This window comes from Pseudanabaena minima str. Chao 2107 (assembly GCF_051131155.1).
In the GTDB taxonomy this organism is placed as follows: domain Bacteria; phylum Cyanobacteriota; class Cyanobacteriia; order Pseudanabaenales; family Pseudanabaenaceae; genus Pseudanabaena; species Pseudanabaena minima.
Genome location: NZ_CP159508.1, coordinates 1,935,886 through 1,956,583, shown reverse-complemented (window position 1 = coordinate 1,956,583; position 20,698 = coordinate 1,935,886). Strand labels below are relative to the sequence as shown.

The 20,698-nt window shown below is 41.0% G+C and carries 13 protein-coding genes; 8 read left to right on the top strand and 5 right to left on the bottom strand.

Annotation, left to right across the window (positions count from 1 at the left end):
• Positions 1-39: 39 nt before the first annotated feature.
• A complete protein-coding gene (locus ABM313_RS08605) occupies positions 40-342 on the bottom strand; it encodes a hypothetical protein (RefSeq protein WP_434687292.1) in 303 nt (100 codons plus the stop codon).
• A 99-nt stretch (positions 343-441) separates the two neighbouring features.
• Between ABM313_RS08605 and ABM313_RS08600 the strand changes: the two genes are divergently transcribed.
• Together ABM313_RS08600 and ABM313_RS08595 are read left to right on the top strand one after the other, a co-directional pair.
• Entirely contained in the window at positions 442-1,572 is a 1,131-nt protein-coding gene (locus ABM313_RS08600; protein ID WP_434687290.1) for a sensor histidine kinase, read from the top strand.
• 79 nt (positions 1,573-1,651) lie between these two features.
• Positions 1,652-3,934: an FdhF/YdeP family oxidoreductase gene (locus ABM313_RS08595; RefSeq protein WP_434687288.1), complete on the top strand. Its 2,283-nt coding sequence runs from the start codon at positions 1,652-1,654 to the stop codon at positions 3,932-3,934.
• A 72-nt stretch (positions 3,935-4,006) separates the two neighbouring features.
• On the opposite strand, the gene ABM313_RS08590 is transcribed toward ABM313_RS08595, so the two are convergent.
• Complete coding sequence (locus ABM313_RS08590; protein WP_434687287.1) at positions 4,007-5,290, bottom strand: DUF4912 domain-containing protein; 1,284 nt, start codon at positions 5,288-5,290, stop codon at positions 4,007-4,009.
• A 338-nt stretch (positions 5,291-5,628) separates the two neighbouring features.
• On the opposite strand from ABM313_RS08590, the gene ABM313_RS08585 reads away from it, so the two are divergent.
• The 3 genes from ABM313_RS08585 to ABM313_RS08575 all read left to right on the top strand — a co-directional run bounded on the left by ABM313_RS08585 (position 5,629) and on the right by ABM313_RS08575 (position 9,648).
• Positions 5,629-6,147: a photosystem II protein Psb27 gene (locus ABM313_RS08585; protein ID WP_434687286.1), complete on the top strand. Its 519-nt coding sequence runs from the start codon at positions 5,629-5,631 to the stop codon at positions 6,145-6,147.
• Between the two features lie 347 nt (positions 6,148-6,494).
• Positions 6,495-7,790 (top strand): histidine kinase dimerization/phospho-acceptor domain-containing protein, encoded by a 1,296-nt coding sequence (locus ABM313_RS08580; RefSeq protein ID WP_434687284.1) that lies wholly within the window; start codon positions 6,495-6,497, stop codon positions 7,788-7,790.
• A 64-nt stretch (positions 7,791-7,854) separates the two neighbouring features.
• The gene (locus ABM313_RS08575; RefSeq protein WP_434687283.1) at positions 7,855-9,648 is read left to right on the top strand and encodes a DUF3685 domain-containing protein; all 1,794 of its coding nucleotides are present in this window, start codon (positions 7,855-7,857) and stop codon (positions 9,646-9,648) included.
• Positions 9,649-9,691: 43 nt separating this feature from the next.
• On the opposite strand, the gene ABM313_RS08570 is transcribed toward ABM313_RS08575, so the two are convergent.
• The gene (locus ABM313_RS08570; RefSeq protein ID WP_434687281.1) at positions 9,692-11,191 is read right to left on the bottom strand and encodes a class I adenylate-forming enzyme family protein; all 1,500 of its coding nucleotides are present in this window, start codon (positions 11,189-11,191) and stop codon (positions 9,692-9,694) included.
• A gap of 309 nt (positions 11,192-11,500) precedes the next feature.
• Between ABM313_RS08570 and psb29 the strand changes: the two genes are divergently transcribed.
• Complete coding sequence (psb29, locus tag ABM313_RS08565; RefSeq protein WP_434687279.1) at positions 11,501-12,208, top strand: photosystem II biogenesis protein Psp29; 708 nt, start codon at positions 11,501-11,503, stop codon at positions 12,206-12,208.
• A gap of 111 nt (positions 12,209-12,319) precedes the next feature.
• Positions 12,320-12,646: a divalent-cation tolerance protein CutA gene (gene cutA, locus ABM313_RS08560; RefSeq protein ID WP_434687277.1), complete on the top strand. Its 327-nt coding sequence runs from the start codon at positions 12,320-12,322 to the stop codon at positions 12,644-12,646.
• Between the two features lie 27 nt (positions 12,647-12,673).
• Here the strand turns inward: cutA and ABM313_RS08555 are convergent, their stop codons facing one another.
• A complete protein-coding gene (locus ABM313_RS08555; protein WP_434687276.1) occupies positions 12,674-16,942 on the bottom strand; it encodes a response regulator in 4,269 nt (1,422 codons plus the stop codon).
• A 243-nt stretch (positions 16,943-17,185) separates the two neighbouring features.
• On the bottom strand, positions 17,186-17,548 hold the full coding sequence (locus ABM313_RS08550; RefSeq protein WP_434687274.1) for a hypothetical protein: 363 nt from the start codon (positions 17,546-17,548) through the stop codon (positions 17,186-17,188).
• Between the two features lie 138 nt (positions 17,549-17,686).
• Between ABM313_RS08550 and ABM313_RS08545 the strand changes: the two genes are divergently transcribed.
• Complete coding sequence (locus ABM313_RS08545) at positions 17,687-20,698, top strand: AAA family ATPase (protein WP_434687272.1); 3,012 nt, start codon at positions 17,687-17,689, stop codon at positions 20,696-20,698.

Here is a 20,698-nt window from a genome sequence, read left to right as displayed (position 1 = left end):
CCCAGTAATAAAAAGGAGGTGCTTAGCACCTCCTTTTTATTACTTTGAGAATAGTGACAGAACAGCTTGACGACATCCCATACAGTCACAGCCGCACTCACTGATTGCAAGATCACCTATGCGATCGCTGGTTAAAATATTGGTGAGATCATTGCGATCGCTAAGGGATTGGCTATTTGACTCAGTAGTGATTTTGGTAATTACAATTGATTCTGCATAAATATCAGGATCTTTGCTGATACTAGAGCTAATGCTGGTGTTTGCTAAAGCAGGAGTACCTGAGGCTAAAAAAGTTGCCAATAGAGCAGGACTGCTTACAAGAGCTAAGGATGATTTTTTCATAGGGCAAAGGAATGTCTGATTACATTCATTAATTGCTACAGATACTAGCATCAACTCATTGGAGAGTTATACTGAGATTTACATAGTTTTTACTTTCCCATGCTCTCCGCGAGTCCCGACCTCATCGCCCTAGCTCGATCGCAAATTATTTTACTGACCCAGAGCTTGGGTGCAGTAGCTAGCGCCATGTATATTACCGAAAATGTCGCGGATGGGATGCCACCAAATTTGATCGAAGTTGCTGTGTTTCCAGAAGAGGGGGCGATTGCTCTGCCAGAGGCTTTTGCGGCTGAGAATTATCCTATTTTGTCGATAGGTGCTAGTGGCTTGGTGAGACAACGTCGCTTTGTCTTGCCCTTAATTTATGAAGAGGCAATTTTAGGCTTTTTGATGACGGGACGGGAAGATCGGGACTGGTTTGATTATGAACAATCACAAATTCAGCAAATCGCCAATACTTTAGCGATCGCCTGTGCGCTTGATCGCCGCAATCAATGGCTAGCGGCTAACCAACAACGCAATTACGAAGAACAAAGCAATTTTTTAGCCTCACTGCTGCATCAACTCCGCAATCCTCTCACCGCAATTCGCACCTTTGCCCAGTTATTATCACGGCGGATTGTTGCTGATGATCCTAATCAAAAGTTTGTAACGGGAATTTTGCGCGAAACTCAGCATATTCAAGATTTGCTCAGCGAAGCTGATCGCCCTGCTCCACTTTTGCTATCGGAAGCTGAACATGAAAAGGCGCTTTTACCTGCTGCTATGGAACTCGAAGCAGTCGATCTTAGTGAAATTCTGGATGGAATTACCAATTTTGCCAGTGCGATCGCTCAAGAACGGAATATTCAATTTCTATCAAATATCCCTTCCCATTTGCCCAAAGTGTTAGGAAATGAGTCGGCACTGAGAGAAGTGATCAGCAATCTTGCTGAGAATGCGCTCAAATACACGCCCAAGGGTGGCTATGTATTATTAGGTGCAGATGTTAAACCCGACACAGTTTATATCTATGTCCAAGATACGGGGGTGGGCATTCCTGATGCAGATTTGCCGCGCTTATTTGAACGTAATTTCCGTGGTAGACAGGCAGAGGGTGAGATTGCAGGGACAGGTTTAGGGTTAGCGATCGCCAATGAATTAGTACAAAAAATGGAAGGCAGTATCCATGTAATCAGTCAAGTTGGTAAAGGTAGTACTTTTGCTGTAACACTCAAGCGATCTATATAAACTTCATTTTTTAAAAAATACAAGGGAGAAGAGCAATAATACTTATTTGGTGTATGGTTTATCAATTTTATGCAAAACTATGACTGACTCAACACCTTCAGAAATAGCGATCGCCACTTCACAGACTAAGCATCCTGAGATGGGTGGAGGACTACCTGTGATTAAGTATTGGGCAGAGAAAACGCTAGATCTGAAGGGAGGATTGCTATGGAAAACCTTATTGCATAAGAGTGCTTGTCTGTCCTGTGCATGGGGAACGGGTGGACAAAAAGGTGGATTTCAGAATGAAGATGAAGAGAATTTGCAGCGCTGTGCCAAAAGTGTTGAAGCGATCGCCTCAGAATTAATGGAGCCAATTTCCCATCATTTTTTTGAACGTCATTCAATATCGGAACTACAAAAATTAAGCTCTATGGAAGCAGATCGCTTAGGTCGTCTGAGCTTTCCTGTGATTAAACGGGCTAATAGCGATCGCTATGAACGTATCTCATGGCAAGAAGTCTATGAAATTGTTGTCACAGCTTTCCAGAAATCACCAGAACGTCTTGCCTCGTATAGTTCAGGTCGTTCATCGAATGAAGCCGCTTATCTCTTGCAATTACTGTTGAGATCGCTGGGATCGAATAACCTTGCTGACTGCTCCGATCTCTGCCACGCACCTTCGACGATTGGGTTAAAGGAAGTATTTGGCTCTGGGACTTCGATGGTTAACCTTGCCGATCTCAAACAAAGCGATTGTATCGTGCTGATTGGCTCGAATGCTCCTGCCAACCATCCGCGCTTGATGAATGAATTGATTAAACTACGCGATCGCGGCGGTAAAGTGATTGTTATTAATCCTCTCATTGAAGTTGGTTTAGTTAAATTTGCTTCTCCTGCCTATCCCATTAAATCTTTTCTTAAAGGTTCTGAAATATCTTCCCATTATATTCAGCCGATTTCAGGTAGCGATACGGCGGTTTTTCTAGGAATTCAAAAAGCGCTGATTGAGAATGATTTAGTCAATTATGATTTTCTGAAAGCACATACAGAAGGTTGGGAAGCAGTAATCGATCAGGTGCGATCGCTAGATTGGGCAGAAATTCTCAATACTTGTGGAGTTTCCCGCGAAGAAATCGAAATCGCCGCCCAGATGATTGGAACTTCGCAACGGGTGGTATTTGCTTGGGCGATGGGAATTACGCAGCATTCTAATGCCGTTGACAATGTGTTTAGCATTGCCAATACTGCCATCTTGACAGGCAATGTGGGTAAAGAAGGCGCAGGCACGATGCCGATTCGCGGACATTCTAATGTGCAGGGTTTTGGGTCAATGGGAGTGACGATTCAACTTAAAGAAGAGGTTATGCAAGCTTTAGAGAAATTATTACAACGTCCTCTTAGTCGAGTGCAAGGCTACGATACTCGCGCCTTGATCGAAGCAAGCGATCGCCATCAGATCGATACATTGCTTTGTCTGGGTGGCAATATCTACGCTGCAAATCCCGACTTAACTCAAGCTAAACGTGCTTTAGGTAATATCGAAACTATTATTTATATTTCTACAAAACCGAACCTTGGACATTTTCATGGACTAGCTCACGCAAACACGCTAATCCTGCCTGTATTTGCCCGTTTTGAGAATCCTCACAAGACTACAACCGAGTCTGGCAATAACTTTGTGCGTCTAAATGATGAGGGAACATCTCATCTTAGTCAACGACAAGATACAGAAGTAATTTCTGAAGTTGAATTTATAACCGAACTTGCTGCTCGCCTGCATGGTGATGATGTATTAAATTGGCGATCGCTCCAAGACACAAAATATGTACGTCAACTAATTGCCAAGACTATTCCAAATTACGAAAAAATCGGTGAAATTGATGATACGAATCAAGAATTTACGATCGCCAATCGGATCTTCCATGAGCCAAAATTTCCCACGCGATCGGGCAAAGCCCAAATGTTTGCCACTCCCTTACCTAAGCTAGAATTGCCAACGATTTCTAGCTTTGATTTGCCCAAAAATGCTCAAGCAATTGTTCTTTCCCTTGGGACTGGTCGCAGCTATTCACAACACAATACCGTTGTGTATAAAGATGGTGACTATTATCGGGGAATGCCCCATCGCAATTGCATTTTGATGAATAAAATGGATGGCGATCGCACTGGCTTTCAAGAACATCAATCTATAACAGTAAAAGGAAATGCAGGCAAAATGGAAAATGTGGAAATCATCTATGGACAAATCCGTGAAGGTTCAGCGCTAATGTTTTATCCTGAAGTTAATGCCATCTTTAGCGCTCCCATTGATCAGCGTTGTGGCACACCTGCTTTTAAGCGTGTTCCTGTTGCTGTTTATAGCGATACAAGTTTTAAATAGAATCTTAAAACCCAAATAAAGAAAGGCGGCGCGAAGCGCCGCCTTTCTTTATTTACAAGGTCTTTTTAGAACTTAGCTGATCCATTCAGGAATAGCTTCCTCTTTGGTGTTAGTGCGACGCTCAAGGGTTTGACGCTCGAACTTCATGTGAATAGCGCGATTTTGTTCGCCATCCGCAGCAACTGCAAAGATTGGATAATCTTGAATACCATCTTGGAAAGAAGTATGGAAGCGGAATGTACCGTCAGCATTGAGCTTAATCGGACGACCACCAATGGTGACAGAAGCATCAGGCTCAGTTGCACCATAGACAATCAATTCAGCATCAGCAACTAGCCAGAATTGGCGAGGGCGGATGGGAGCTTCGCTAGAGAAGAAACTATAGCTGGACATGCCAATGCCAGAGTAGTTAATGCCGCTAGCACTGATTGCCCCTGCCGCACCTGCAAACAATCCTGCACCAGATGGGAAGACATAGGAACTAATTGACTCAGGAGCCATACCAATTCCCGACTCATGCTGCATAGAGCCATATAGAGAGCCAGAGATTCTCTGTACTTCAGCTTCACGGGCAATATTAAAGATTTCGTCGTAGGAAGTATCGCTGCTGGTAGTAGCTGTTTCTTCGGGAGCAGGAGCAACTTTCTTAGCTGGAGGAACCAGAGTGAAGAAGGTCTGACCCTTGAGTGTTTGATCCCAAGGTACGGTAATGAAGTTGTCTTCTACCCATTCCGATGGGAATACTGGGGGAACGTGAACAACTTTGGAGCGCGTTAACACTAACCAACGACCATCAGCACAACGATAGCCAAGTTCGGCTACATAGTCGCGATCGCTAATTGGTATTGGTAAGTACCATTCGCGAGCGAGTTCATCGCTGTTATATTCCTGTAAGTTATTGGGAGTTTGGTAGTCCAAGTTGATATCAGTGGCATCATATAAACGTAGAGCCAACTGCTGTCCACCTTGACGACGTAATTCTTCCTTTTGAGAATTTGGCACATCCCAATACACGTAAGCCCATTGAGGATCACGAGGTAATAGAACGATTCGACTTTCACCATAACCACTTGGCAAATCACCGATACTTTGATCAATGGCAGCAAGTGATTCTAGGGCTTCTTCAGTTTCTTCACTACCTAAATTAAACTTTGATGCTTCCACGATTTCCTGTGTCTCCGAGTTACTACGATCTGCTTGGGTTGAGGCTGCACCTTGAGCCGTAAGAATAGTTTGGATATCAGCTAAGAGCTGTGATTTTCGCATTCGACTGTAACGAGAAATCTCTAGCTCTGCTGCTACTTTGCGAAGTTGACGCAAGGTCATTTCTTCTAGGGGAGGACGTTCCCTCGCCATACAATTAACCTCCAACTGCTTTTAATGGTATCTACCTCAGTTGCACTGAACTGAGGGTTCGGTCTGTAGCTAAATACATTTTGCCAAATTTTCGGAGAAGGTCAATGGCTGAAAGGGTTATCTTCTATTGGTTTAGACAAGTTTATTAAGAGTTTTCAGTACAAATACTTAGCCAAAACCAAATACCTGTCATTGTTGTGGCGATCACTTGGGCAAATTTAATGGGGGATCGCAATGTCATGAAACCATAACATTGCGATCCCCTCCTTTGGATACTAGGGGAGGTTGCCCGAAAAGCCATAAGATTAGAGGGACAACAAATATGTATTTTTATAAATATGAAGGCAAAATACGAGTCTTTATGTAAGTCTTTAGAAGTTTTAAAAGGTACTTTACAAGGCTTATGTCGTTCGGCAATCGCTTTTACACTGGTTGCCTTAGTGGTACTTAGCAGTTTTACCCCAGCAGCAAATGCTGCATTGTTTGCTAAAAAGGGTGAAGTGTTATCAACGAAAGAAATACAAACGCTTGTCAATGCAGGTTTGACAGGTAATTATCTCGCTGATACAACTGACACGATCAAAACGTTGCGAGAAGCGATTAATCTACCAGAAGATGCTGAAAACCGTGCTGCGGTTAAAACATCAGCAAGATACAAAATTAATGCCTATGTATCCCGTTATCGCGCCGATCGCGAAAAGAGTGGTTTGTATTCCTATACAACAATGCTAACTGCATTGAATACTTTGGCAGGGTACTACAATGGTTCGATCAAGCGTGCAGTACCTGCTAAGGTTCGCGATCGCTTGTTACAAGAGTTTGACCGTGCTGAAACTGCTTTAACTCAAGGACGGTAATTTTACTTTTGCGAAACTTCACTGAATGACTTAATTAAATAGGTTAAGTAGGTCATTAAGAGAACCCTGTAAATGCACAGATCCGCGACTTTTTTTGGTGAATTTGCAAATAGTCTTTGCTTGCTTAGAAAAAGTCGGGGATCTTAGACTGTGTTGCTTTAGTTTCTTCTTGAGCTTTTTTATGCCTAGTTACTGACAAATTAACAAAAGTGTTGTGACACTTTTGTTAATTAACAACAACCCGTAAGGGTTTTAAAAACATAAAATGGCATAGCCATTTTATGTTTTGGTGTTACAGGGGCTTACATAATGGCTTAAGTGCAGTTTCTTGAAATGATATAACTAGCTTGCTTGAGGATGACGAAACATTGGCAACAGGATTGGCGACAATATACGAAGCACTGCATCAAGATCTGCAAACCCGTGAGTTTGTTGAAGAGTTGCATCAAACTGACGCAAAGGAATTTTGGTATCAATTGATTGCTGTTCTCCAGCAATTTTCGATGCAGCCACAGCTCAAAGGCTTTTTGTTAACTCATCATCCATATATTTTTCCGAATGCGGTCTATCGCCAACCCGAATTACAAACTTGGGTATTTACTACCAGTAAATCTTCACTATTCCCAGCAGGTTCTTTACCAATTAGCAACACTCAAGTTGTCCCGCTCCCCAAAGCCGATCCCCTCAATCAAGAATGGTTTTGCATTTTAGTCACTGACATTTTTAGTGTTTTAGTTCTCTCATCGACAAAAAGTCATAGCTGTATTTGGTCACTTCATCCCCATGCTATTCAAGCGGCGATCGCTGTGCTTCTAACGCGGATTCGGCGTAATGATCAACAGAATTTATTACAAAAAAAGCTGCAACAATTTCCGCTTAACTTGCCTTCCTATGCAATCATGGCAAGATTTAGCACCATTTTAATGGCACAGTCTTCAATTCATCAGGAGTTATCGATCCCTGAAATCCAAGAAGTTGATATCATCAAGGCAATTACCCATGAGGTGCGAACTCCGCTGACGACGATCCGTATGTTGGTGCGATCGCTAAAGCGTCGTAAAGATATATCGGCGGAAGTAAAAACGCGATTAGATCGAGTTGATGCAGAATGTACAGAGCAGATTGAGCGATTTAATTTGATTTTTGAAGCCGCGCAACTTGATAGTTACGCAATTATGTTGGAAGCAACCCAAATAGAAGAGATCTTGAGTGATGGGTTTATGCGTTGGCAAGAACATGCTGGGCGACGACAGATATCCTTAGAAATGATCTTACCGACGGAGATTCCTGCAATTTTGAGCAATGCTCCCCTGCTCTCTCAAGTTCTCAATGGACTAATTGATCGCTTAGTTCGCAGTTTTCCGCCCGATAGTCATATTCAGCTTATCCTAACCAGTGCTGGTGAATATCTAAAGCTACAGTTTCAATCACAAGTAACGCGACAAGGTGGGGGGGACTTACCATTACTCAAGGCAGTAGGGCAATGGCTGATGCTGCAACCTGAGACTGGAACCTTAAGTTTGAGTTTGCCAACTACAAAGACTTTACTAAAAGCGCTCGGCGGAAAGCTGACCGTCAGAATGCATTCTACTAGTTCGGCTTATGACGGTGAAATCCTAACAATCTTTCTGCCATTTATTTAAGTATTAAGCTAATCAAGGAACTACTTTAAGATATATTGTTCAAAATCGTCTGACTAGTTTCCCAATGAGTGACGAGATATATAGATTACTTTTAATAGATGCTGATCGCATTTTTCGGATGGGAATGCGATCGTGGCTGGCACAATTTTCAGAATTGGAAGTGGTGGCTGAAGCGGAGACGGTGGCTGAGGTTTTAGGTATTTTGCGGGGAGGAGGAGATTTTGATCTAGCAATTCTCGATCTAAATATAGGCACAAAAAATTCGGAATTGGCAGCAATCAATTGTCAAGCTGGTCTAGAACTATGTCAACGCTTAAAGTTGGAGTATCCCCAATTGCCAATTTTGGTATTGAGTTATCCACAAGAGCCTCCAGTAGTGGAGATGGTTTTGCGCACTGGTGTTGAGGGATATTGTCTGAAGGGAGCTAATCCTGATGAATTAATAACTGCGATTCGCCAAGTTGCTCTAGGAAATCAGTATCTAGACGATCGCCAAAGACTTGTTATCAATCAATCTAAGCAATCCAATCGCTTAATGAGAAATTTGCCTGAGCAAACTATTGTGGCGATCGTAAAGCGTAATTTCTATTTGTCAGGAATGCGAGGAATTGATCGGGTATTAGCTGAAGTCAAGGCTAATTTAGCTAGTACCAATAGTGACCAGATTAGCGATCAGATTGCCAAAATGGTTTTAGCGGGGCAGGCTAGAGAATTACAAGCGGCGCGTTGGTTAGTGAATCGGTTATGGGGACAGCAAATAGAACCAGCTATGCCACCAGCAAATACAGTTTCTAATCTGGACGAAAAATTTATTGATTTTGATGGAGAAATAAGCGATCGCACAACCAAAAAAGCTAACAACACAGCCCAAGATCAAACTGAGGAGCAAGCCAGAAATAATGCTTTGGCTGTCCAAGCAAGTCTATGGGACAAAACGGTTAACAAACTACAATCTAGCTTATTAAATATAAGTAAAACTCCGTTAGAAATTGATATTTTGAAAGATGAGAAAAAGCGACAACTTCTATATGTTGCTTTGCGCCAAATCGAACAAAGCATCACTGATTTACGGTTTTCTCAAATTCAACCATCACAATTAGAACTGAAAATACCTGATATTTTAAAAAGTATTTGGCAGGAAACAATAATTAATTTTTTTGGCAAATATTATGTGCTGAATAATATTGATTCTGAAGTTAATGTTGTGGATATTTTACTCAAGGAAGAAGAGATTGTACAGACAGAGTTTTTAGATAAAATCCCTCAATTTGATAATTTTCTATCCCATCTATTATTTGAAACAGAATTAGTAATCGATGACTCTAGTGCTGCTATTGGAACACCTGAAGCAATGCAGAGAGTAGAGATAATATTAGATAATTTGATTATTCAAATTGCTAATGCCGTAATTCAACCACTCTTAAATAATTTCGCCAATATTGAAGAAATCAAGCATAATTTCTATCGCTATAATTTGCTTGCGACTCGTGAAATCGAACGATTTCGCAATGATTTATCTTGGAAATATCGCTTAGAAAAGTATATTAGTGAACCGCAATTAATCTTTGAGAGTCGTCATATTTTATTGACCTTTGCCGATCGCGGCATCAAAAGAGTAACTATCTATACCCCTCGTAATGAAGAGCTACAACAGCTAGAAGGAGTACAACTGGCTGTTACTTTAGTACTGGAATTACAAGATACGATCGCACCAAGACTAAAATCAGCGATCTCTTTTATTGGTAGCGGATTTGTGTATGTATTAACCAACGTGATTGGTCGGGGCATTGGTTTGATTGGGCGTGGTGTAGTGCAAGGAATAGGCAATGCTTGGCAAGAAAACCGCAACAAAAAGTAGGCTAGCCTACTTTTTGTTGCGGCTAAGCGGCGTGCTCAACAATTTATGGCAAAGTGCTAATCTGTTGGACTAAAACATTTTTCTGGATTTTCCCCATCGCATTGCGGGGAAGTTCTGCGACAAAGAATATTTGCTTAGGACATTTGTACGTGGCGAGGCGACTTTTGCAATGGGTGATTAACTCTTCATGGGTAATTGTAATAGCATCTTTAAGGGCGATCGCAGCGACAACTTTTTCACCAAAATCAGTATCTGGCAATCCCACTACCGCCGATTCTTTGACATTTGCATGGGATTCGAGAACATTTTCGATTTCTTTGGGATAGACATTAAATCCACCTGTAATAATTAGCTCCTTAGCACGACCGACTAAGTACAGTCTGTTGTGATCATCGGGATCTTGAAATCCCAAATCACCCGTGTGAAACCATCCATCTGTAAATGACTCTGCTGTTTTGTCTGGCATACCCCAATAGCCTTGAAAGACATTTGCGCCACGAATCCAAACTTCACCGACCTCAGCGATCGCCACATCTTCACCATCACGATTGACAATCCGAATTTCTACGCCATCCAAAGGAAACCCGACACTCTTGGCTTTGCGATGTTCTGGATCAATAAGATTCGATGCATTCATCCCTGTTTCGGTCATGCCATAACGTTCAAGGATGCGAAAACCTGTCATATTTTCAAATTGAGAGAACTGTTGATCGCTGAGGGGTGCAGAACCAGAAACAAATAGGCGCATATTACGCAAATCTGGTTGAGGTTCTAGTTTTTCCCATTCATTAATCAGTCGTTGATAAATAGTGGGAACACCCATGAACAAGGTGCAATTTGATGATGTTAAAGTTGACCAGACGCGGCGTGGTTCAAATTTCTCTAGCATGATCATGGTTGCACCTGCGTAGAGACATCCTAAAGCGGCGACATTCAAGCCATGTACATGAAATAGAGGTAAGACATGTAATAGAATATCGCGATCGCTCCATTCCCATGCTTTATGTAAAGCTTTCATGTTGGCGATGAGATTGTGATGGGAAATTGCCGCGCCTTTACAACGTCCTGTTGTGCCTGATGTGTAGCAGATCATGGCAATATCATCACCACCTGCGATGTATTTGGGAAGAATAGCTTCTACTGATGGGAGAAGTTGTTCTTCTTTGAGTAGGATTTGCAATTCTGATAAATGCTGGATTGCCGATTGTACTTTGCTAAAAATGTCGCGAGTAGTCACATATAAAGAGCTACCTGAATCCGTCAAGAAATAGTCAATTTCTTCAGGGCGATAGTCGGGGTTGAGTGGTAAGGAGATCGCACCAATAGAGAGAATCGCAAAATGAAAAAATAAAAATTCGATGCATTTTGGTAATTGGACTGCAACGCGATCGCCTTTTTTGATACCTAGGCGATCGAGATGAGTGGCATAACGCTGTACTAGGAGATCAAAATCTTGGTAAGTCCAAGTTTTGTCTCCAAATACGATCGCTGGTTTGTCAGCATATTTTGCTGCGGTTTCGGAAATTAGCCGAGCTAAATTCATGACTGGATTTACCTAAAATTTTTAATGTGGCGATCGCCTAGAATTACAGCATGTTGCATTCAAACATGAACCAAGAAATTTTTTAGTAAATGTGGCTAAGCCACACTTACTTTGCTCGGAAATTATTATAGTTACCGCACAAAGCACTGCTCGTAATTTTATCAAAAACCAAAACAAAAAAAGTGAGTGGCGTTGCTTCATGTCACCACTCGCTTTTATACACCAAAATTTATCTATAGCGATAGACTGATGCTATGGCTAACTGTGCGATGATAATTTGAACTATCTTGTCTTTAGGTTTTGTTGACTGTGAATACCGTTCGTACTGTTTCTGATACTAAAAAAGATTTTTATTTAGCTTTCCCCAAGCCAGTCAATCAAGTCTATAGACGGGTTGTGGATGAGCTTTTGGTGGAAATCCATCTACTGAAAGTCAATCAAACATTTGTATATGACGCAATTTTTGCATTAGGTTTTGTGACTACTTTCGATCGCTTTACAGTGGGGTACAAGCCTGAAACCGATCGCTTTGCAGTATTTCATGCATTGTGTTCGGCGCTTCAGTTTGACTCCGATCGCATTCGCCAAGATGCGACAACTCTGAGCGACCTCGCTACGCGATCACCTCAAGAAATTAAAACCCTGTTGACCAGCTTAGACTCTGGTATCCACCTTGAGCCTTTGTCTGGACAATTAAAGACGATTGCTAATAAAGAAAACTTCAAATATAGTCGCTTGCTGGGTGTAGGGCTTTACGCATTGCTAGAAATTAGCGATCCTGACGATATTGCTGATAGTACGAAGCGTGAAGAAGTGATCAAATTAGTAGGTGAAACGCTGAAATTTGGTAGCGATCGCTTACTCAAAGATATTGACCTATATCGCTCCAATCTCGACAAGATCGAGCAAGCTCGTCAAATGATTGCTGACATGGTAGAGGCTGAACGTAAAAAACGTGCTCAAAAAGAATCTGCTTCAATCAGCGCTGCATCTACAGAAACTACCGAAAATACATAAAAAATAGAAGGCAAAGCCTTCCAAATTAAAATCCAAAATAGAATGGCGGCGCGAAGCGCCGCCATTCTATTTTGGATCTAAAATGACTTGATTAACGCTATAAAACTAATCATGTCAAGCTCGGAACCAACCTTAATTGTTGTAATGATAACAATGCCTGAGGTCAATCAAGCTCATAGTATTGCCAAAATATTGGTTGAAGAAAAACTGGCTGCTTGTGTACAGGTGATGCCTAGCATGACTTCTACCTACATGTGGCAAGGCGAACTATGCCAAGAATCAGAGCATTTAGTCTTGATCAAAACTCTGCAAGCCAATTATGAAGCATTATCTTCTAGACTGCGATCGCTACATCCTTACGAAACCCCCGAAGTTATAGCTATTCCTGTGATCGCCGTTGATCGAGATTATCTTAATTGGGTAATCAATCAACCATAGTTCAAGCGCTGCGCCAAGCACGGCTCACTATTGCAAACTACTGTATGCCCTTTCTAAGGCTTGCATTAAATCCTGAATTTGAATCGGTTTGCTGACATAATCTTGCATTCCTAGTGCCAGACAAATCTCGCGATCTCCCTGTACGGCATTAGCTGTTAGCGCAATAATCCAAGGCTTTTGCCTAAATTCTGCGACGATTCTTTTTGTGGCAGTCAATCCATCCATCTCTGGCATATGCACATCCATCAAAATTACATCGTATTTTTGGCGGTATATTGACTCTAAAACTTCTAGTCCATTAGCTACAACATCGACCCGATATCCTAAGCGATTGAGAAACCGAGTCGCAACTTTTTGATTAACAATATTATCTTCCGCTAGTAAAATCTTTAGAGGGAAACTAGTAGCAAAGTTTTCATTAAAAAATGAAATATCTTTCATTTTGGATTGGCTTTCAAGTAAGGGATGATAACTACTAATCTTCAGCAAAGATTTATATAGTTGCGATTGCTTAATTGGTTTGCTCAGACATACTGTGATTGGATCAGGCTTGCATAATTCGCAACTTAACCGATGGGAAAGTAAAATCATTGGCAAAGAACTTGATTGTGTCCGCATTAATTTTCTGATGCCACAATTGTCGCGATTATTACTAGCATCCTGATCATTAGCATTAGATATAGGAATGCTAGCATCAACAATTGCCCAATCAAATTTGGGCTCACTCTGTAACCATGCGATCGCTTGCTCACTAGATTGAGTTGCCATCACTTCCATTTGTAATTCTTGAGCCAATAGAACTAAGCTTTCGCAGCTAACATCATTATCTTCAAGAATTAATAGTCGTTTTCCAATAAACATGGAATCCCAATCTGCATTCACTATCTGGGTCGTGTCTGCAACTGTAGAAATCGTAAAAGTAAAAGTTGAACCAACTCCAACTTCGCTCTCTACAGACATCTCGCCACCCATCAGTAGCGTTAATTGATTAGCGATCGCTAGTCCTAAACCTGTGCCACCATATTGGCGCGTAGTCGATGAGTCCACTTGGCTAAAGGGTCTAAATAAGCGTTCATAACGATCTTTTGGAATACCAATGCCAGTATCTTTAACAACAAATAGTAACTGATAATTTTGATATTGCTGATCAACTTCTTGTACCGATACTCTTAACGTCACGGCTCCTTGAGCTGTAAATTTAACGGCATTACTAAATAGATTTACCAATATTTGTCTGAGACGGGTTATATCGCTGACAATCTGTTCAGGTACATCAGTATCTATACAATAGGCTAGCTCGATCCCCTTATTAATTGCCGTAGAAGCTAAAAGATCTAAAGATTCTTCGATGCAAGCTCGTAAATTAAAAGGCTGTATATCTAAGCTTAATTTTCCTGATTCAATTTTTGAGAAGTCGAGAATGTCATTAATAATTGTGAGTAAATTATCTCCGCTTGACCTGATAATTTCTGCAAACTCCTGTTGATCTGGGCTGAGATCTGAATCTAATAATAGACTTGACATACCAATCACTGCATTCATCGGTGTGCGAATTTCATGACTCATGGTTGCGAGAAACTCACTCTTAGCACGGTTAGCAGTTTGGGCGGACTCCATTGCTTGTAGCATTTCCATCTTTGCTTGCTGACGTTCTAGATGCATTGCTAAAGAAGAAGCTGAAACTCTTAATAGACTTACTTCTACAGGATCGCGTAAGCGATCGCTATGGTAATCATGGAAACTCAAAAATCCCCAGAACTTATCACTAACGACTATAGGTATCATTAAAATTGAGCGAAGATTTTTAGAATCTAAAATAGGTCTTTCAATTTCGGTAATAGTTGATAAAGACTCATTGACGATTTCGCCATTGGTAAGTCGTGCTATCCATTGCCAAGTAAAGAGCATTTGGATAAATCTAGTCTGTTCTAATTCTTCAGGATGACTGATATTTGAAGCATACCAGGCAGAATGTATCTTGATATCGGACTCTTCAAATGGCTTGTGTTCACAAACAAATAGTTTGACACTTGAGAAATCAGATACTTTACCCAGTAATCGCAGAATATCGACATATTCATGATTGTTAATACTTTCGGCAAGTAAATGGCGTTGAATTTCAACTAGCATAGCCAGATAACTTTCCCGTTTTTCGAGGGTGGCGCTCGCTAGTTTGCGATCAGTGACATCTGTGATTACACCATTCCAAATAGTACTGCCATCATCGTGAGGGATCGGAATTGCGCTACCAGCTAACCATTTAAGCTTGCCAGTTGCCAAAACAACTCGATAAGTCATGCTCCATTTGTTTAAAGTTCGTGCTGACTCTTCAATACTCTCTCTTACCATGTGGCTATCTTCAGGAACTGTTAGTCCCATAATACAGTTGGGGTCTGCATAAACCTGATCGACTGTTATTTCATAAATTTCAACTGCTCCTTTACTAATGTAAGTTATAGAATATTTCCCTTCGGGATCGCGCCGAAATTGATATACCATGCCTGGCATAGAATTCGTAATTAGTTCTAGCCTTTGTTGATTGGCTTGCAGTTCAGCAGTGCGTTCTTGGATGCGTAGTTCTAAACTTTGATTGGTCTGTTCAATTTCTTGAAACTTCTCTTGAAGCGCGATCGCCATAACTTGGAAATTGTAACCAAGGGTATCAATTTCCTTCAAATTGCTAGCATTCCAAGTAAAATCATTGTCCTTTGCTAGATTTTTCTGGAGATCTGTGGTTAGTCTCATTAACTTAGCGATCGGCTTCGCAAAACTACGACTAAGGGAATTTGCGACAATTGTTGCTGGCAGGATGATAGCAAGAATGATCAAGAGAATTTTAGTGTGTAATGACTCAAGCGTATCGATGTATGGGACTGGTGATAAACGCACAACTAGATCCCAAGGAATCTCATTATTAATCGAAACTTTCTGTAAATAATAAGACTTGCGCCATCGAGTCATGGCTGCTGCACCCTTGAGATGCGGAAACCATTGAATCTGATCAGTCCCAAAAGCGATCGTTTTTCCCCCTTGGTGTAAGTCGAAAATCTGTCCTGTCAAAAAATCTGGAGAAGTTGTAGAAATTATTTTTTTATGGCGATCAATTAGAAAAGCTTCTGTTTTCCATGTTGTTGCTGCTTCTGTTAAAAAATCTTTAATATGAGAAATGTTTAGAGATGCAATAACGGTGCCATCAAAGCGATTGTCTTTAAAGATAGGGACAGCAACATCAATATGTGGTTTAGATGTCATTTTATCAATGTGAACATCTCCAAAGGTGATGCTTAAAGTGGATTTAACCTTTTGAAAGATATCAGTCTTAGCAATAGTTTGACTAAGACTAGCTATATCTGTATCAGGCACTCGAGAAAATGTTGTCAAAACTCTTCCTTCAGCATCTGTAGTATGAATAGACAGAAACGTAGGTGTGCCTTTCCCTAACGATGTAGTGGCAAATTGTAAGCGTTCTAAGTTTTTCTCCTCAGATCCAATATTAGCTAGGCTTTGTAAAATCTGGGCGTTGCGTTGATGCCAAAATTTTAGATCAATGTTGAGAGATGACACACTAGAACGTAATTGATTATCAATTTCATAGTTAATATTTTGCAAAAAATATTGCCCTGTCAAAATGGCGATCGTGAGAATCGGGATAAAAACAAAGGCTAACAACAGATAAAACAGCATTTGCTGGATAGTCTGGTGTTGCCGATCGCCTTGTTCTTTCCGCAACCATTGTCTTATTGGTAAGTAGTTAATACATAGAGTTGCAATCACTGCATTAAAGGAGCCATTAATTACTTGCTTAAGAACAACTAAAACAACTGAGCTAAATCCAAATTTGAGAAAGAAAATATAAGAAATAAAGCATAATGGCGTACCCAGAAATAACCAATAGGACAGCACAAGGAACACCATGTTGCGTGATTGCTGATGCTTTTCCTGATAACGCAACCCTATACCTACCCAAAGGCTTTCTAAAATCAATAGCACTGCGGCGTAGGGTTGTCCCCATAGGAAATAGGTATAAGTACTAGCGACCACGGAAACCATTACCCCCATCTTGGTTCCATAGATATAAGTAGCGATCAGGACAGAAATACTGCCGAACAATAAGTCAACGCCAAAAAACAAAGGTAGCCGAAAATAATTTCCTAAGTATCCTAGAGTGGCAAACAATAAAAATACAAACAAATATTTCAGAGTGAATCTATTTGGAAATTTATCCTGAAATTCATCTTTAGATTTATCGATAAAAAATTTGCGTAGAAACTTTGCAATTGGAGGAGAAAAGTTCATTGAATAATCATTACTCTTTGTTCATTTTAACTTACAAAGACAAAGGCTATCTGATAAATATGTTTAGGTTTTAGATGATGGTATTTTTATCAATCAAACTATAAAAAACTTTTAAAAGCGTTACAAAGCAATACTTTCAAAAGTTTCGTTTTTTCTGTTAGTACAAAGTAAGGCAAGGGAAACAGCACAAACCACAATAAAGTACTAGGGAATTAAAGAGGCTTTACTTCCTTTAAACTCACCTTAAATCGTTGAGAATACATTTCTGCTTGGCTGCATAACTCCATTACCAAATACTGGTGTAGGATCTAAACCTGTAATTAGACGGAAATGTGTGGGGGAAATATGTGGTGTAATCGGATTGGTTTCCCAATTTCTTAACAGATCATGCGATCGCTTTAGAAACATTACACCACGCATCATCGGTGTAAACCGCCAACTCTCAATTAAAACTTCTACAAGCGCTAATTCAATTTGAGGTGGTGCATAGGCTTGTAATAAATCTTCTAAATATTCATAAAAATCTTCATCGTCATCGCCATCTAACTGATAGCTATCGACGATGTACTTTACTCTTTGGCGGCTAATTTCTTCCCATACTTCCATGACGCTCTCAGCTTTTGTTGGTTATACCGCGCCTATTAAGAGCTAAACTCTTGTTAGACAATACATTATTATGATAATTAAATAACAATTAGTATAACTCTATCAGAAAGATTCTGACATAACAAATTACAGGAAAGTATGATCCCTCAGAAATTGCGATTAAAAAATTTCTTGAGCTATCAACAATTAGCCTTAGATTTTAGCGGGCTACATGTTGCTTGTATTTGTGGTGCAAATGGGGCGGGAAAGTCTTCTTTATTAGAGGCGATTTCTTGGGTGATTTGGGGTGTAAGCCGTGTGGCAAGCCAAGATGATGTAATTCATGTAGGTTCTAAAGAAGCACAAGTAGACTTCACTTTTATCGCAGGTGGTGAAGTCTATCGGATCATTAGAACCCGATCGCGCAATAGTTCAACTTCTTTGGAATTTCAGGTACAGAGTGAAGGAAAATTTAAATCCCTGACTGAGCGCAAGGTGCAATCAACACAGCAGACTATCATTTCGCACCTAAAAATGGATTACGAAACCTTCGTCAATTCGGCATACTTGCGTCAAGGTCGCGCCGATGAATTTATGCTAAAACGTCCTAGCGATCGCAAGCAGATTCTTGCTGATATGCTGTCTCTGTCACAGTATGACGAGTTGGCGGAACGAGCCAAAGATATTGCGCGAACTAGCAAAGGCGAGTCAGCAGTTTTAGAGAATATGCTGGTACATCTGCGGGATCAAATTCAAGATGGAGAAAAGATCGCACCGCAGTTAGAACTTTTGCGATCACAGTTAACGGATTTGCAAGCATGGGAAAGTCGCGATCGCGCCCGCTTGCAAGTGGTGGAAGATTTGCAGAAACAATATCAAAACCTTTCACAGCAGTTAACTTGGCAACAACAGCAACAAGCTACGATTACCAGTAGTCTTTCTCAAATTGATAGACAACTCTCTAGTCAACGCCGACAATTACAGCAATTAGAGTTATGTATAGCAACGCGATCGCAGATTTTGCAAAACTATGAGCGCTATCAATTGCTATCTACACAAGAATCAGACCTAGAGCGTAAGTTTCAGAAATACCAACATCTTTGCGATCGGCGCGGCGAATTTAGCCATAAACTCACGAGTTTGCAAAGTGAACTCAAAGGGCAGTTAAGACATTATGAAGCCCAATTAGAGTCTCTAGTGCAGCAGGAAAGTGACTTAAAAGGGATTCTCAGTCGTGCTACCGAAATCGAAGCAGCGATCGCTGAATTACATAAAGCAAGGGCAATATTACAGGAATTTGATCGCCTCCATGCTCAATCCACACCACTAGTGCACCGTCATCAAGTTCTTAAGCATCAATTAGAACGGGAGCAGACAAAACTTGCGGCAAAACTAGATGAATTAGTTGCGAAACGCGAACAGTTATATTTACAAGTCAAAAATCACGATCAATTACTGATTAATGCGAAGGAGCTAGATCGGCAAATTGTTTTATTGCAAAATAAGCAAGTCTATCAACAGCGTGTCCATGAAAAAGGGCTAGAACGGCGTGATTTTTTGGAGCGCCTAAAAACGCGATTGGCGGATAGTGAGGCTGCTTTTAATAAATTAGAAGCCAAAATGCGTCAGTTAACTGTCCCTAATGCTCCTTGTCCACTCTGCGATCGCCCCCTTGATGAAGCCCATTGGCAGTTAGTCCAGAAAAAGCACAAACAGGAATCTCGCGATCTACAAGCAGATATTTGGGTGGTGAAGGAACAGCAAGCCGCTTCCAATTGTGAAATAGAAGTCTTACGAGAAGAGTATCGCGTTTTAAAAAAAGAAATCGCACCGTTAAATGATTTGATTCAACGTAAAGGTACTTTACAGGAACGCCTGAAGGCGATCGCGGAAGCACAGCAAAGACTAGTCCTCATTGATGCAGAGATTGTGGATTTACGAGATCGTCTCCAAAATCAAAACTATATGCGTGACGCATGGGAGGAAATGGAACTGATCGATAAGAATATTCATAAATTTGCCTACGATGAAAAAAATCATGCCTTAGCTCGTGGTGATGTCGAGCGTTGGCGTTGGGCGGAAATCAAGCAGTCAGAATTAAAAAATGCTCAGCGTCAAGCCGATAACCTGTCTCAAAAAATTCCTGATCTGCAAACCAAAATTAACCAATTGCAAGATCGTCTCACCAAAAACCTCATTGATTTAGAAGTACAGCATGAACTCGAACAATGCGATCGCGCCCTTACTCAACTAGCTTACGAACCTGATCGCCATCAACAACTCCGCACCCAAAAACAAGAGCTAACCCCGTCATTACTGCGCTATCAAGAACTTACTCATGCTGAGCAGGAATATCCTGAACTTCAACAACAGGTTGAGCATTTACAGCAAACTCAAAGCACTAATCAACAAGAGTTACAAAACATTACTACTCAAATTTCTCAACTACAGTCACAATGCCAAGCTGTACATGGCGATCATGTACAGGAAATTAACTCCTTGAGACAAAGTTTACAAAATTGGCGATCGCAAATGGATGTACTCCTAGCCCAAATTGGTAGCCTTCAGCAAGCCCAACAACAACTAGAGCTAAGTCGTCAACGCGAACAAGAAACTCTCACTCAAATCGAAGCAGCCCGTCAAAGGCAACGCATCCACACTGAGCTTTATCAAGCCTTTGGTAAAAATGGCATTCAAGCCCTCATGCTCGAAAATGTACTGCCACAAATTGAAGTAGAAGCTAATCAAATTCTCGCTCAACTCAGCGATCGCCAATTAAACGTGCGATTCATCACCCAAAAATCTGGCAAAAAAAGCGATCGCATTATCGAAACCCTCGATATCGAGATTGCTGATACCAAAGGTACTAGACCCTATGAAACCTATTCGGGAGGAGAAGCCTTTCGGATTAACTTTGCGGTGCGGCTTGCCCTCTCCCGTGTCCTTGCCCAGCGCAAAGGCAGCACTTTGCAGACCCTAATTATCGATGAAGGCTTTGGTAGTCAAGACCAATTAGGTTGTGATCGCCTTGTCAGTGCCATTAATGCGATCGCGCCAGATTTTGAATGTATCTTGGTAATTACCCATATGCCACAAATGAAGGAAGCCTTTAACACACTAATCGAAGTATCAAAGAGTGAGGAAGGCTCCACTGTACAATTAGTTGGCTAA